Below are 15319 nucleotides of genomic sequence, written 5' to 3' on the forward strand. Positions count from 1 at the left end.
TTTTATTTTATTCTAAATGTTTTGATACATTAATACGGTTAAGGGCTCTGTGAAGAGCTACTTCTGCACGTTTGACTTCATCAATATCTTGTTTAGCCTTAGCTGCTTCAATAATTCTTTCAGCTCTTTGTCTTGCTCTTTCGGCACGACTAGTATCAATATCTCTTTCACGTTCAGCTGAATCGGCTACAATTGTTATCAGATTATCATTAACCTCAACAATTCCTCCGTTAACGGCTACCCAATCAACGTGTGAGTCATCATCAATCCTCTTGATTTTAACTTCTTCAATTTTTAAGGGTGCAATAATCGGAACGTGCTTAGGGTAAATACCAAGTTCCCCTGATTCTGTACTTAAAAGTACAAACTGAGCGTGGTGATCATAAATAATTCCTGCAGGCGTTATAACCTGTACTGTCATGTAGTCCATAATTCACCTCTTATTTACTTTTCTTGAGAAACTTAAACTTGAAGTGTTTTCGCTTTTTCAAGTACGTCTTCAATTGGACCTACACTACGGAAGGCTTCTTCAGGAATATCATCGTATTTACCATCAAGAATTTCACGGAATCCTTTAACAGTTTCCTTAACTGGAACGTATGAACCTGGTTGACCAGTAAACTGTTCAGCCACGTTGAAGTTTTGGCTAAGGAAGAATTGCATACGACGAGCACGTCCAACCAGAACTTTTTCTTCATCAGATAACTCGTCCATACCAAGGATGGCGATGATATCTTGAAGTTCACGGTAGCGTTGAAGAACACGTTGAACTTCAGTTGCAACTTCATAGTGTTCTTTTCCAACGATTTCAGGAGCTAGAGCACGTGATGTTGAAGCTAGTGGGTCAACGGCTGGGTAGATACCCATCTGAGTAAGACGACGCTCAAGGTTTGTAGTTGAATCCAAGTGGGCGAAGGCTGTAGCTGGAGCCGGGTCAGTATAGTCATCGGCTGGTACATAGATCGCTTGGATTGAAGTTACAGAACCCTTCTTAGTTGAAGTGATACGTTCTTGAAGTTGTCCCATTTCAGTAGCAAGTGTTGGTTGGTAACCTACGGCTGAAGGCATACGTCCCAGAAGGGCTGATACCTCAGAACCTGCTTGAGTGAAACGGAAGATGTTATCGATGAATAGAAGCACGTCTTGTCCTTCTACATCACGGAAGTATTCCGCAATCGTAAGACCTGTTAGGGCTACACGCATACGGGCACCAGGTGGCTCGTTCATCTGACCAAATACCATGGCAGTTTTCTCGATAACTCCTGATTCCTTCATTTCGTTATAAAGGTCATTACCTTCACGTGTTCTTTCTCCAACCCCTGTAAATACAGAGATACCACCATGCTCTTGGGCGATGTTGTGGATAAGTTCTTGGATTAGAACGGTTTTACCAACTCCGGCACCACCGAATAGTCCAACTTTACCACCCTTAAGGTAAGGAGCAAGAAGGTCGATAACTTTGATACCTGTTTCCAAAATATCGTTTGAAGTTGATAATTCATCAAAGGCAGGAGCCTTTTTATGAATTGGATTTCTCTTAACATCTGAAAGGTCAGCTTCAAGGTCAATTGTGTCACCTAGAACATTGAAAACACGTCCTAAAGTTTCAGTACCAACTGGAACACTGATTGGTTTACCAGTATCTACTACTTCTAAACCACGTGTAAGTCCATCTGTTGATTCCATTGCAATGGTTCTTACAACGTTATCTCCAAGTTCTAGAGCAACTTCAAGAACTATTTTTTGTTTTTCGCCGTTATTGTCGCGGTAGACAACTAAGGCACTATTAATATCAGGTAGGTCTGAAGTTGACGCAAACTCAACGTCAACGACCGGTCCAATTACCTGAGAAATTTTCCCAGAACTCATTTTATTCCTCCTATTGATTATTTGGAGTTTGGATAATAATGTTAATCTAAAGCAGCTGCTCCAGTAACAACCTCAATAATTTCTTGAGTTATTCTTCCTTGGCGGGCCCTATTATATTGAATAGTAAGGTCACCAATTACATTCTTAGCATTGTCGGTTGCAGTCTTCATGGCACTCATCCCCGCAGCATGTTCAGCTGTTTTGGCATCAATAATTGATCCATAAATCATGCTTTCAGCGTACTGAGGAAGAAGTGTTTCTAAAATAGCATCGCGGTCTGGTTCAAGTTCAAACTGTTTGTGGTGAACTTGGGCTTCGTTACTATCAATATCACTAATTGGTAGCATTTTTTCAACCCGCACCTGACTTGTAATACTATTTATGTGGTGGGTATAACATACATAGAGCTCATCAAAAATTTCATTTTGATACATTCCAACAGCCGTAGACACAATACTTCTAACCTCATCAAATGATGGTTGGTCTGAAAGGCCACGTAGCTCATAAGCTACTTCAATCCCACGTGCCTTGAAAAAGTCAGCTCCTGTTCCACCTAGAGCTAAAATTGAATACTCATTTTGGCTCTCGTGATCATCATTTAACATTTGCATAACTGTTTTAAGGATTGTTGAATTATAACCTCCAACAAGTCCTTTGTCACTAGTAATTACAATGTAGCCTGTGCTTTTAACAGGACGACTAATCAACATTGGATTTTGACTGTCGCTTATATGCTCACCAGCTAGTAAATCAGTTGTGATTGCACGTATCTTTTGAGCATATATTTGAAAGTTTTTAGCACTTTCTTCTGATTTAGAAAGTTTTGCTGCTGATACCATTTGCATGGCACCAGTTATCTGACTAGTCTTTTTTGTTGATTCAATTTTTGTTTTTATCTCATTAAGAGAAGCACCCATTGTCTGCCCTCCTATTTAAAGCTTGTAGTATTTTTAAATTCTTCAATTGCTCCGTCAAGCAAGGCTTGATCTGGTAAATCTTTTGTTTCAACAATTGTTTGTAAAAGATCTGCATGCTTGGTATCAAAGAAATCAAATAATTGATCTTGGAATTCTAGAATGTTATCCACTGGAACGCTATCTAGGAAACCATGTGTTAAAGCATAAAGAACTAAAACTTCTTTTTCAACTGGAAGTGGTTCGTGAAGTGGTTGCTTCAAGATTTCAATCGTTCTGCGACCACGGCTTAGTTTAGCCTGAGTTGCAGCATCAAGGTCACTACCAAACTGAGTGAAGGCTTCTAATTCCCTATAACTTGCAAGGTCAAGACGTAAAGTTCCTGATACCTTCTTCATTGCTTTAATTTGTGCACTACCACCAACACGGGATACAGAAGATCCGGCATCAATGGCTGGACGAATACCTGAGTAGAATAAGTCTGTTTCTAGGAAGATTTGTCCGTCAGTGATTGAAATTACGTTTGTCGCAATATATCCTGAAATGTCCCCTGCTTGAGTTTCGATAAATGGAAGGGCAGTCATTGAACCACCACCAAGTTCATCAGAAAGTTGAGCAGCACGTTCTAGAAGACGTGAATGCAAGTAGAATACATCCCCTGGGTAGGCCTCACGACCTGGAGGACGGCGAAGAAGAAGTGACAGTTCACGGTAGGCAACGGCTTGTTTTGTTAAATCATCATAAACGATTAGGACATGTTTTCCGTTATACATGAATTCCTCACCCATAGCTGCCCCAGAGTAAGGAGCTAGATATAGAAGGGGAGCTGGTTGACTAGCACCAGCTGTCATTACGATTGTGTAATCCATGGCACCGTATTTTTTAAGGGTTTCAACCTGGTTACGGACAGTTGATTCTTTTTGACCAATAGCCACGTAGATACAGATCATATCCTTACCTTTTTGGTTAAGGATTGTATCGATTGCGATACTTGTTTTACCAGTTTGACGGTCACCGATGATAAGTTCACGTTGACCACGTCCAATTGGAACAAGGGCGTCAATCGCCTTAATACCTGTTTGAAGTGGTTGGTTAACTGATTTACGTTGCATTACTCCAGGAGCTGGGTATTCAACCGGACGAGCCTTATCAGTTTTGATTTCACCAAGACCATCGATTGGTTGTCCAAGTGGATTTACAACACGTCCAATCAGTGCTTCACCAACTGGAACTTCCATGATTTTACCAGTTCTTTTGACAGTATCACCCTCACGAATAGAGCTGTAATCACCAAGGATAATGATACCGATATCAGTTGACTCCAAGTTTTGAGCCATACCGTATGAACCATTTGAAAACTCTAATAGTTCACCACTCATCGCATTTTCAAGACCATGCGCACGAGCAATACCATCCCCAATATATGTAATTATACCTGTCTCAGCAACTGAAAAATCTGGAGTAAAATTTTCAATTTGCTCTTTTAAGAGCGAGCTGATTTCATTAGCATTAATAGCCAAATTTTTCACCGCCTCCTACATTATTTCCTGCGTTAATTTTAATAATTGTGCTTTAATACTTGAATCGATTATCTTACCACGGCTTTTTAAAACCATTCCGCCGATAATGCTTTGATTCAAGGTATTAACAATTTCAACACCTTTTAGGTTAAATTTTTTGATTGCAATAGCTTGTATTTTCTCAAGTTGTTCACTTGTTAGAGGGACAGCTGAGACAACCTCTACTTCTGCAATTCCCTTAAGGTCATCGATTTTTAAAAGGGTTTGTTTCAAAATCTCTTCTAATGAAGAAATTCTTTTATTTACTATTAATAGTTTAAGAAAATTAGCTAATTCTTTAGAAAAATTTTCACCAAGGCTATTAATAATCTCTTCCTTTTTAGTTTCTGAATATGAATTATTGAGGATGAAGGTCATTAAATCTGTCTGATCAATGATTTCAATTAAAGCTTTTACTTCCTCAGTAAGTTCATCAATTTTTCCAGCATCAGCAAAAGCTTCCAGCAAGGCTTTACTGTACCTATTTGATACAATTAAACTCATACGCTCTCCTACTCGTTGCCTAGTTTTTCAAGGTAAGCATCAATCAGTCCTGATTGTGACTTCTCATCAAGCGAATTCCCAATTAGTTTTTCAGCAAGTCTAACTGAAATATCAGCAATCTCACCTTTAACATTTAAGAGGGCTTCATCATGTTCTCTTGAAATTTCCTCTGCCGCACGTTTTTTAAGGATTATAGCTTCCTCACGTGCTTCTGTAATTATTTTATCACTACTTGTATTAGCAGTAGCTGTCGCGTCCTTTAAAATTTGACTAGCTTCTTTACGGCTAGTTGAAAGTTCAGCTTCACGACGCTTAGCAAGCTCTTCAGCTTTTGCTCTAGCTGCTTCTGCACCATCAATATCATCTGATATTTTTTTAGCCCTTTGCTCGAAGATATTTGTAATCGCACCCCAAGCAAATTTCTTAATAAGGACCATCAAGATTAGGACAGCCCCAGTAGCTACAAAGATATCTCCAAGCATGGTGCTTTTTTCAGTAGCTTCCAACATTATAAACATTTTACCTACCCCTTAATCTTTTAGCTCTATTTTATGTGAAATGTAAACCATTGTTAGCGTTACAAAGATGTATGCCTGCAAGCATGAAATAAAGATTGAAAAAGCAGTCCATAGAACTTCCAAAATAAGGGCAAGTCCTAACATGATTGGGTTTCCGTGTCCCATGCTAGTTAAGAGTCCTAGTAAAATTTCACCCGCAAAGATATTACCATATAAACGTAAACCAAGGGTTAAGAAATTTGTGAATTCTTCTAAGACATTAAAAGGTGATGTAACAATTGGAGTTAGGAAACTATTTTTGATATATTTCTTAAATCCAAAGTGCTCAACACCCATAAAGTTACTTAAAAGAACAACCATTAAAGCCAAACCAAGGGTAATCCCTGGGTCAGCTGTTGGACTCTTCCAAAGGGAAACTCCATCTTTTGTAACTAATTTTGTGACCAGACCGATGTTGTTTGCAACTAATAAGAAGCTGAAAAGAACGAAAGCTAGAGGACCAAATTTATTAACCTCACCTGCTCCTGCATTATCTTTTACTATCTTATTAGTGAAATCAACAACCCACTCAAGGACATTCTGTTTACCCTTGGGTTTGATTTTCATATTGCGGCTAGCCCAGAAGACTAAACCAAATACAATTGTACAAGCCAAGACGGTCATCAAAAGAACGGTACCATCAAAATAAATAGGGCCAATATTAAAGACTAGGTCTTTTTCGTCACCCATTACTGTACCTCCAGTTATACTTGACTATTAAAATTTACCTAGAAGTAAGAATGCAATAACGATCGCAATGATTGCAAGTCCTTCGACAAGGGCTGCTCCAATAAACATTGCTCCACGAAGCTTATCTTCCATTTCTGGTTGACGTGCTGCTGATTGTATAAAGCTTGATGCAATCAATCCATTCCCAATAGCTGCTCCAAGAGCTGCAAGTCCAGCAACTAAGCCGACACCAATTCCTACCATGTGTAAAAACCTCTTTCTTTTATTTTTGATATAAGTGTAAGATATCAATTGAACAATGAAATTCTAGACCTTTTTTTTCCTTTTGTCAAATAGTTTTCTAGCTTTTATTGAAAATAATTTTGTACTTACTAAAAGTCGATTTTTTAAGACTATTTGGTCCTTTTTATCTCATTTTCACATAAGACTATTTGCCTTTTTTTATCTCATTTTCACAATGGTAAAATGCCCCTCCTTCTCCTTCATAATTATTTGACCATCTAAATCTGTTCGAAAAATATCTATACCATTTTTTTCAAATCGGTCCAAGGTTTCTAGGTTAGGATGTTTGTAAAGGTTATTTTTCCCGCAGGAGATCAGAGCCACTTGAGTTTTTATATGCCTTAAAAAGTCCTCAGATGAACTGGTTTTACTACCGTGGTGGCCGGCTTTTAAAATATCAACAGGAAGCTTTTTATAACTTTCCATCAAGGATTTCTCCTCTTCTCCTTCGGCATCCCCCATAAAAAGAAAGTTCTTGGATAAAAGCTTGCCGTAAAGGACGACCGAATCATTATTTCCCCCGTCTCCAGTCTTTAGGGGGCCAAGAACTGTCAAACGAGAACCAAAGATTTTAAAGTCGTCCCCTGGTTTTACCGGATGAATCCTTGTTTCACCACCGATTTTTTCTAGTTTTTCAAGTAAATTCTTACTTTTTAGAGCTCCCTTGGCCAACCAAATTTCCTTGATTTTAAAATTTTCTGCTAGCTCCAAAAGATCTCCCATATGATCTTCGTGGGCATGGGTAATAACTAACTTATCAATCTTTCCTATCCCTTTACCGTTTAAATAAGGTATCAATGTTCTTTTAGCATTTGAATCTTTTTTTCTTATAGACCACTTTTCCTTGGAAGGAAGATCAAGCCGTCCTCCGACATCAATTAGGACATTATTCTGATTAAACCTATCCCTTAAAAAGATACTATCACCTTGCCCGACATCAACAACTGAAATATATGGGATAAAAGAAAATTTAGTCAAAAAAAGGAGACAGACTACTAAAGGAGATAAAAACGTCAGCTTTCGCCAGCTGAAATAATCAATCAAATAAAAAAGAAGTAAAAATACAAGGAAGATAATAACAATGGAAGGTTTACCAAAAATGATAGGCTTCATGATCCTATCATTAAGTAGGCTGACAAGCCTTTCCAAATAAACAAAGAGATAGTTGGGAAAGCTAAGAATCTTCGGCAAGAAAAAACTTACTGGTAGACTGCAGGCTAATAGGGGCAGCAAGAAATGAATAAAAAGATAGGAGAATACAGGCGTTAAAATAAGGGACAAGGGCTGAAAGCTATGAAAAAAGTAAATGGAAAGAGGAGCTGCCAGAACTGAAAGGAGGGTTGACTTAAAAAGATTATCCAGTAACTCATTTTTAAATTTTTTAGTCTGTGAAAGAAGGGTTATGGCAAATGATAGGAAAAAAGATAAGACACCAGCTTCAGTTAAAAGAAAACTAGGTCTTACAAGCATAAAAACCATAAGAGTTAGGGCAAAATTTTCAAGTCCTTTAATTCCATAATTTGATAAGTTTTTCTGAAGTAGGCTTCTACTTACAGATACTAAAAAACCTGTTAGAGCACCGTAGATAAGAGACAAAGGAATTAACAAAAGATTTGTTCCCTCAATGCTTAAGCCAAGCCTTAAAATCAACCTCCTTAAATTACTAATAAAAAAGTTAATATGCATGCCACTTAGGGCAAAAAGGTGTACCAGGCCAAGACCTGTGTAAATATCCCGAACCTCAGAAAAATCCCTACTATAAAAGCCCAAAAGAAGGCTTAGCATATACTTATTCATCGGTTCTGGAACAAGTCCTTCAATATGATTAATCAACTTCTTCCTCATAAGTTCCAACTTTTCCAGTGGATTAAATCCCTTTCTTAGTCTTACTTTCTTTATCTCCTGGATTTCAAGAAGCTGGTAAATTCCCTTGGTCTTTAAATAATTTTGATAATCAAAGGTATTTTCATTGCGCCTTTTTTCAGGTTCACTCAGACTGGCTGAAATATCAAAGGATACATTAGTTGATAGTGATTTTAAGCTTTTTTGCTCAGCCTCGGACTTAATTTTGTAAAAGGCTTGATACTTTTGGGACTTATTTCGTCCAATAAAGGATAGCTGATCCCCGTTAATATCTAAGCTGTCAATCTTAACCCTTATGGTATCCACCGCTCCTGGGCTACTTGCTGCTCTTATTTTTATCTGATTATATTTATCTACCAGGAAAAAATATCCGCTGAAAAGAACCACCACCAAAAGATAGCGGTAGCCAAAATTCTTACAAATCAAAAAAAGAGAAAGAATTAACAGTCCCAGGCACAAAAAGTTAAAGGAAAAAATACAGTAATAACTTAAGGTTAAAGGACAAACTAGATAAATCTTTTTCATGATTTCTCCCCCTACTTAATAAAAATACTATCCTTTAACTTTTCAAGGGATTTAGCTCCAAAGCCTCCAACCTTTTGTAGATCTTCAATACTTTTAAAGTTCCCATTTTCCTTGCGGTAATCAATGATATCTTGAGCCTTTTTCAACCCGACTCCTGGTAGCTTTTGAAGTTCGCCTAAATCAGCTGTATTTATATTTACCTTAGTAGATTCCTGCTTGTCATTATTATCGGTGGGTTGATTTTGAAGGTTCTCAAAAGAGGTGCTAGCTTCTCCGACCTTTGCTACATAAACCACCATTTCATCTGTCAACTTCTGGGCTAGATTCACAGATTTACTGTCGGCTTCCTTATTAAGACCTCCTGCAAGTTTTAGGGCATCATCAACCCTTGCATTAGAAGCTAGTTTATAGATTCCAGGATTCACAACCTCGCCCTTAACATCAACAACTAAAAATCCATCCCCGTCCTCACCAACAAGATCATCACCATCACTGTCTTGTTCAAATTGCTCAATCTTACCAGAAAGATTGTACCCATCTTTACTTTCAAAATCAGATTTTTTACTGGGACTGATTAAAAAATAAGCAAAAAACCCCAAAAACAGCAGGCCACTAGCAATTACAAGGGGGATAAAATATCTCTTTTTTCTTAAATTTTGCAGGTAATTTTTTAATTCCATCTTTTACAAAACTCCTTTTTAAATATATACGAAAAAAATCCTCAAATTTCCTTGAGGATTTTACTTCTATCTATTTTTTTTAAAGTTATTAATCAGCTGACGGATAATCTTGTCATCGCTATAACTTAAAACATTTTTAGCATATATCTTTTCAGCTCCCTTGGCAATCAAAACTACAGCAACTAGTTCAATTACAAGGGCCACAAGAGCTTCCTTCATGTCAGCATAGTGAATAGCAAGCCTAGTAGGCATTAAGGACTGTGAAATAAAAGGGACATATGATAGAACCTTAATAACTAAGTTTCCAGGAGATCCAGAGACTCCTAGTCCAATAAGATAGCCGACCATTGAAAGATAGGTAACTGGAGTAACTGCCTGTTGGACCTGACTTTGATCATTAACTAAAGAAGCCACAATTGAAGCCAGAACTAGATATCCAAAGAGGGAAATCAGGACCATGGTAACAGTAACTGCAAGAAAACCTAAATCAACACCTGTTACAAACTTCATTCCCATGGCCACAAGTTCATTTTTCCTTAAGAGGAAATAGGCAGTAAATCCACTAAACAGATAGATTAGAATTTGCGTGCAGGCCAGGGAGAAGACACCGATTAATTTTCCGTAATACTGAACCTTGGCACCTGTAGCTGCCAGAAGGATTTCCATAATTCTTGAAGATTTTTCATTGGCAATCTCCTGGGCAATCATTCCCACATAGATGGTCAAAAGGGTAAAGATAAAGATTCCTGCAATTGTCCCTACAAGAGAGTTGGCTCCGTTTGCCAGATCTCCTCCAACCGTATCATCTCCTTTTTTGTCTAAACTTTTCACAGTCAAATCAGCATTTTTTTCCAGGGCAGCAATTTGGTCACTGGTTAGATTAAGTTGGGCTGCTTGGGCCAAAAATTGATATTGATTTAAAATTTTTCGAATTGAACCCTCGTCCAGTTTGGCATTGGTTTCACTGGTAACTATTAAGGTATACTTGTCATCAGATTTTTCAAGATAACCGTCAATATCACCCTTGTCTAGCTGCTCTTGAGCGACTTGAATATTTTCTAAATCCGAAAGGTCTAGATTTTGCATGCCGTCCTTCTTAATAAATTGAGTTAGGGCTGAGTCATTTACGATTCCAAGTTTTGGCGAACTTGAGTCCGATGTGGTCATAAATATAAAGACTAGTCCCACTCCAATCAAGGTAATAATTAAAGGAGATAAAACAATTCCCCAGTAACCAATGGTTTTAATTCTTGACTTATAGACCTGTCTTGCGACAATAAGTGTTTCTCTAATCATTTACAGCAACCTCCCTACGAAAGATTTCATCAAGACTTGGCGGCGCCTGGACAAATGATTGAACATAGCCATTTCGACTAACATAGGTGAAAACCCCGTAGCCTGCCTCTTCATCAGTTAATTTCAAAATTCTTCCCTGACCACTTCTTTCAACACTAGAAACACCGTCTAGGGCCAAAAGACTTTCGTCAGAATCAGGGGCTTCCAGATAAATTTCAGTTCGACCAAACTGATTTCTAATTTGACCAACCTCTCCTTGAAGTACTGGTCTTCCCTGCTTAAGCATGGTTAGATTATCTGATAATTTTTCAACCCCGTCCATATTGTGGCTTGAGAAAATAATAGCTGCCCCCTCTTCCTTAAGACGGTTAATTTCCTGCATCATAAGGGCTGTATTAACTGGATCAAGACCTGTGAAGGGTTCATCTAATATTAGAAATTCAGGTTCATGGATAATGGTTGCGATTAACTGGATTTTTTGGGCATTTCCCTTGGATAAACTCTGTACCTTATCCGTTACCTTGCCAACAACCTCAAGGGTATCCATCCATTTTAATAGTTTTTCCTTGGCATCAGCTCTTTTCATCCCATGGAGTTCCGCAAAATAAACAATTTGATCCTCAATACTTACCTTCTGGTAAAGACCTCTTTCCTCTGGTAAAAAACCAATCTTCTTTTTGACAGCTCCCGTAATTTTTTGACCCTGCCAGCTAATTTTTGACCCCTTATCGGCAGCTATAAAATCCAAGATTATCCTAAAGGTTGTTGTCTTACCAGCTCCGTTTTGTCCAATGAGCCCCATGACCTCACCAGGCCTTACTGTCATATTTAAATTATCAACAGCTTTTTTGGTCCCAAAGGTCTTACTTACACCTTCTAACTCTAAAGTCATTAAAGCTCCTCTTTTCTATTCATTCATCTCCCCAAATAAAAGCTTGCAAAGCTTTTAGATTTAATTTATCTTTATTTTTTTATCCTTAGGTCAATGTTGGGGACATTATAACATTATAAAATAAAAAAAAGAACACCCTAGGGTGTTCTTTTCAAGATTCTTATTTGTCAACTTCTTCGAAGTCACCGTCAACTACATCATCATTTGATGAAGCTTGTGATGAATCTCCACCAGCTGCTTGTTGTTCAGCTGCTGCTTGCTCATAAAGTTTTACAGAAAGTTCTTGAACAACTTCATTAAGGCTAGCTGTTTTAGCTTTGATATCTTCGATATCGTCACCTTCTAGGGCTGTAACTAGAGCTTCACGCGCATCTTCTGCTTTCTTAACAAGAGCTTCATCAAGTTTTCCTTCAAGATCTTGAAGAGTTTTACCAACTTGGAAGACAAGTGAATCAGCTTCATTACGAGCATCTACTTCTTCTTTACGTTTAGCATCAGCTTCAGCATTAGCTTCAGCTTCTTTCATCATTTTATCGATTTCTTCATCAGTAAGTCCTGAGTTAGATTGGATAACGATTGTTTGTTCTTTTTCAGTTCCTAAATCTTTAGCTTTAACTGATACGATACCATTTTTATCAATATCAAATGTTACTTCGATTTGTGGGATACCACGAGGAGCTGCTGGAATATCTGTAAGTTGGAAGCGACCTAAAGTTTTATTGTCAGCTGCCATTGGACGTTCACCTTGAAGCACGTGGATATCTACTGCTGGTTGGTTGTCAGCTGCAGTTGAGAACACTTGTGATTTACTTGTTGGGATAGTAGTGTTACGATCGATAAGTTTAGTCATAATTCCACCCATTGTTTCAATACCAAGTGAAAGTGGTGTTACGTCAAGAAGAACTACGTCTTTAACATCACCTGTGATAACTCCACCTTGGATGGCAGCACCCATAGCTACTACTTCATCAGGGTTAACAGATTTGTTTGGTTCTTTACCAGTTTCTTTCTTAACAGCTTCAACTACTGCAGGAATACGAGTTGATCCACCAACTAGGATAACTTCATCGATGTCTGAAGCTTTAAGTCCTGCATCAGAAAGGGCACGGCGAACTGGTTCTTTAGTACGTTCTACTAAATCACTTGTAAGTTCATCGAATTTAGCACGAGTAAGAGTTAACTCTAAGTGAAGAGGTCCTGCTTCACCAGCTGTGATGAATGGTAGGCTGATTTGAGTTGAGCTTACACCTGATAAATCTTTTTTAGCTTTTTCAGCTGAGTCTTTTAGACGTTGCATAGCCATTTTATCTTTAGAAAGGTCAATTCCGTTTTCTTTCTTGAATTCAGCAACCATCCAGTCGATAATCTTGTTATCAAAGTCATCTCCACCTAGGTGGTTATCTCCAGCTGTTGAAAGTACGTCGAATACTCCGTCTCCAAGTTCAAGGATAGATACGTCAAATGTACCACCACCAAGGTCAAATACAAGAACTTTTTCGTCAGTATCTTCTGCTTTATCAAGACCGTAAGCAAGCGCTGCTGCTGTTGGTTCATTTACAATACGTTCAACTTCAAGACCTGCAATTTTACCAGCATCTTTAGTAGCTTGACGTTGTGCATCATTGAAGTAAGCTGGTACTGTAATTACCGCTTTATCAACTTTTTCTCCAAGGTAGTCCTCAGCAAAACCTTTAAGGTATTGAAGAATCATAGCTGAGATTTCTTGTGGAGTGTAAGATTTACCATTAGCTTCAACCTTGTAGTCTTCACCCATGTGACGTTTGATTGACGCAATTGTATCAGGGTTTGTTACAGCTTGACGTTTAGCAACTTCACCAACTTGGATTTCTCCGTTTTTGAAGGCTACAACTGATGGAGTTGTACGGTTTCCTTCTGGATTTGGAATGATTTTAGCATCTCCACCTTCAAGGACTGCTACTGCTGAGTTAGTTGTTCCTAAGTCAATACCAATAATTTTAGACATATTACTTTTCCCCTTTGTTTTTATTTCTATTATTTTATTTCAATTCTAATTTTATAGTTTAAAGACATTTCAGTCAAAAATTTTGTTGATTACTGAGCTACCACTACCATGCTTGGTCTTAACACACGGTCATGAAGTTTATAACCCTTCTGGAAGACCTGAACAATCGTATCTGCAGGGTGCTCATTATCTGCTGGAACAGTTTGGACTGCCATATGGAAGTTAGGATCAAAAGCTCCTTCAGTTGAAATTTCTTCAACTCCTTCTTCCTTTAAAGCATTTGATAGGCTCTCTTGAACCATCTCAATTCCTTTTTTAACAGAGTCATCCATTCCTTCGACAAGGAGGGCACGCTCTAAGTTATCAAGACTTGGAATAATTTTTTTGGCCAAATCTTGTGAACGATATTTTTGAAGAGTTTGACGTTCCTCGATACCACGGCGCTGAATGTTTTGCATTTCAGCTGCTGTTCTCAAGTATTTATCCTCAAGTTCATCAGCTTTCTTTTGAATCAGCTCAAGCTCACTTAGTTCCTCAACAAGTTCCTGGGCCTCTTCAGCTAAATTTTCTTCAACTTCTTCTGTTATTTCTTCGTTTTTTAAATCTTCCTTAGACACATTCTTCTCCTTATCTTTTCAACTACCGCTGGACCTCATAATGGTTACCATCCAGGTACCTATAATAGTCAGCCAGCTTCATTGATAAAATATTAGCTATTAAATCCACAATACCAACCACTCGGTCGTAATCAATATCAATCGGTGCGATAACAAGCGCTGTTCCCATACCCCGATAGGGAATAATAAATTTTTGGGCTATAAGAGTTAAATTTTCAAATAAATCATCATCGCCTAATTTTATGGTCCTTGCATTGTCATCTTTTACGATTCCCCTAAGTTTTTGGGCTAACATTTCCCGGTCACTCAGGAGCTGATACAACTTCTCATTGTGTTTGGCATAATCAAGTAACTTGTACTCATCAACCATCTGAATATCTTCTTCATATAAAACAGAGAAGATATAATCAAAGAGTTCTGATAAGTTAGCTGTTACCTGGAAAAATCTAGCCAAAATTTGAGGTATTTCAGTCCTTAAAGCATAATGGATATCCAGTACTTTTTTACCGACCAACCTGCTTTTTACAATGGCTGAAATTTTTTTAACATCATCAACCGCCATACTACTTGGTAGAACAAACTGATTAGTCTTGACCATTCCAGTACTTAAAGTCATAACTGCAAGTGCCGAATGATTATCAAGGACAACAATATCAAAATTTGTTAGAACTTGATCAATGGGTGGTATTCCCATGACAAAACTCGTAAGTCCAGTCCTACTAGCAAGTAAGCTAGCTGCTGTTTCAAAAATATCACTCAACCTGTAAAAATCATGGTCAAAAGAATTCATAATTTCAAAAATTGCGTCCCGGTCAAGTTGATCAGGTTTTAGGAAATTATCAATAAAGTACTTGTAACCATCAACCGATGGTACCCTTCCGCTTGAAAGGTGCTCTTTCTTTAAAAAGCCAGCATTTTCAAGTACCTTCATATCATTTCTAATAGTAGCACTTGATGCCTTAATTGAATCCATCAAAACTTTGGATCCAACAGGTATACGGGTAGATCCGTACCTAATTACAATCAGGCTTAAGATTTCCTCTTGTCTTTTTGTTAACATTAGCACTCACACCTCCTGACTGCTAAC

15 protein-coding genes are annotated in these 15319 nt (G+C 37.9%); all 15 read right to left on the minus strand.

Annotated features, from left to right (window positions below; all coding sequences use genetic code 11):
• Window positions 1-7: 7 nt before the first annotated feature.
• The 15 genes from OZX60_04570 to hrcA all read right to left on the minus strand — a co-directional run bounded on the left by OZX60_04570 (window position 8) and on the right by hrcA (window position 15292).
• On the minus strand, window positions 8-430 hold the full coding sequence (locus tag OZX60_04570; protein ID WEV44717.1) for a F0F1 ATP synthase subunit epsilon: 423 nt from the start codon (window positions 428-430) through the stop codon (window positions 8-10).
• A 32-nt stretch (window positions 431-462) separates the two neighbouring features.
• A complete protein-coding gene (gene atpD / locus OZX60_04575; GenBank protein ID WEV44718.1) occupies window positions 463-1869 on the minus strand; it encodes a F0F1 ATP synthase subunit beta in 1407 nt (468 codons plus the stop codon).
• Between the two features lie 41 nt (window positions 1870-1910).
• Window positions 1911-2786, minus strand: coding sequence for a F0F1 ATP synthase subunit gamma (locus tag OZX60_04580; protein ID WEV44719.1), 876 nt, complete (start codon window positions 2784-2786; stop codon window positions 1911-1913).
• 11 nt (window positions 2787-2797) lie between these two features.
• Entirely contained in the window at window positions 2798-4303 is a 1506-nt protein-coding gene (gene atpA / locus OZX60_04585) for a F0F1 ATP synthase subunit alpha (GenBank protein WEV44720.1), read from the minus strand.
• 15 nt (window positions 4304-4318) lie between these two features.
• Window positions 4319-4846, minus strand: coding sequence for a F0F1 ATP synthase subunit delta (locus OZX60_04590; GenBank protein ID WEV44721.1), 528 nt, complete (start codon window positions 4844-4846; stop codon window positions 4319-4321).
• Window positions 4847-4854: 8 nt separating this feature from the next.
• Window positions 4855-5364: a F0F1 ATP synthase subunit B gene (gene atpF, locus OZX60_04595; protein ID WEV44722.1), complete on the minus strand. Its 510-nt coding sequence runs from the start codon at window positions 5362-5364 to the stop codon at window positions 4855-4857.
• A gap of 12 nt (window positions 5365-5376) precedes the next feature.
• Window positions 5377-6093, minus strand: a complete 717-nt coding sequence (atpB, locus tag OZX60_04600) for a F0F1 ATP synthase subunit A (GenBank protein ID WEV44723.1) — start codon at window positions 6091-6093, stop codon at window positions 5377-5379.
• Between the two features lie 27 nt (window positions 6094-6120).
• Window positions 6121-6336: a F0F1 ATP synthase subunit C gene (gene atpE / locus OZX60_04605; protein WEV44724.1), complete on the minus strand. Its 216-nt coding sequence runs from the start codon at window positions 6334-6336 to the stop codon at window positions 6121-6123.
• Between the two features lie 198 nt (window positions 6337-6534).
• Window positions 6535-8763, minus strand: a complete 2229-nt coding sequence (locus OZX60_04610) for a DNA internalization-related competence protein ComEC/Rec2 (GenBank protein WEV44725.1) — start codon at window positions 8761-8763, stop codon at window positions 6535-6537.
• Window positions 8764-8774: 11 nt separating this feature from the next.
• Window positions 8775-9443, minus strand: coding sequence for a helix-hairpin-helix domain-containing protein (locus OZX60_04615; GenBank protein WEV44726.1), 669 nt, complete (start codon window positions 9441-9443; stop codon window positions 8775-8777).
• Window positions 9444-9509: 66 nt separating this feature from the next.
• Window positions 9510-10739, minus strand: a complete 1230-nt coding sequence (locus OZX60_04620) for an ABC transporter permease (protein WEV44727.1) — start codon at window positions 10737-10739, stop codon at window positions 9510-9512.
• Complete coding sequence (locus OZX60_04625; GenBank protein ID WEV44728.1) at window positions 10732-11631, minus strand: ABC transporter ATP-binding protein; 900 nt, start codon at window positions 11629-11631, stop codon at window positions 10732-10734. Before OZX60_04625 ends, OZX60_04620 begins: the two co-directional genes overlap by 8 nt.
• Window positions 11632-11791: 160 nt before the next feature.
• A complete protein-coding gene (gene dnaK / locus OZX60_04630) occupies window positions 11792-13615 on the minus strand; it encodes a molecular chaperone DnaK (protein ID WEV44729.1) in 1824 nt (607 codons plus the stop codon).
• 89 nt (window positions 13616-13704) lie between these two features.
• Complete coding sequence (gene grpE / locus OZX60_04635; protein ID WEV44730.1) at window positions 13705-14232, minus strand: nucleotide exchange factor GrpE; 528 nt, start codon at window positions 14230-14232, stop codon at window positions 13705-13707.
• A 22-nt stretch (window positions 14233-14254) separates the two neighbouring features.
• Window positions 14255-15292, minus strand: coding sequence for a heat-inducible transcriptional repressor HrcA (hrcA, locus tag OZX60_04640; GenBank protein ID WEV44731.1), 1038 nt, complete (start codon window positions 15290-15292; stop codon window positions 14255-14257).
• Window positions 15293-15319: the final 27 nt, after the last annotated feature.

Source organism: Streptococcaceae bacterium ESL0687, assembly GCA_029392475.1.
GTDB lineage: Bacteria > Bacillota > Bacilli > Lactobacillales > Streptococcaceae > Floricoccus.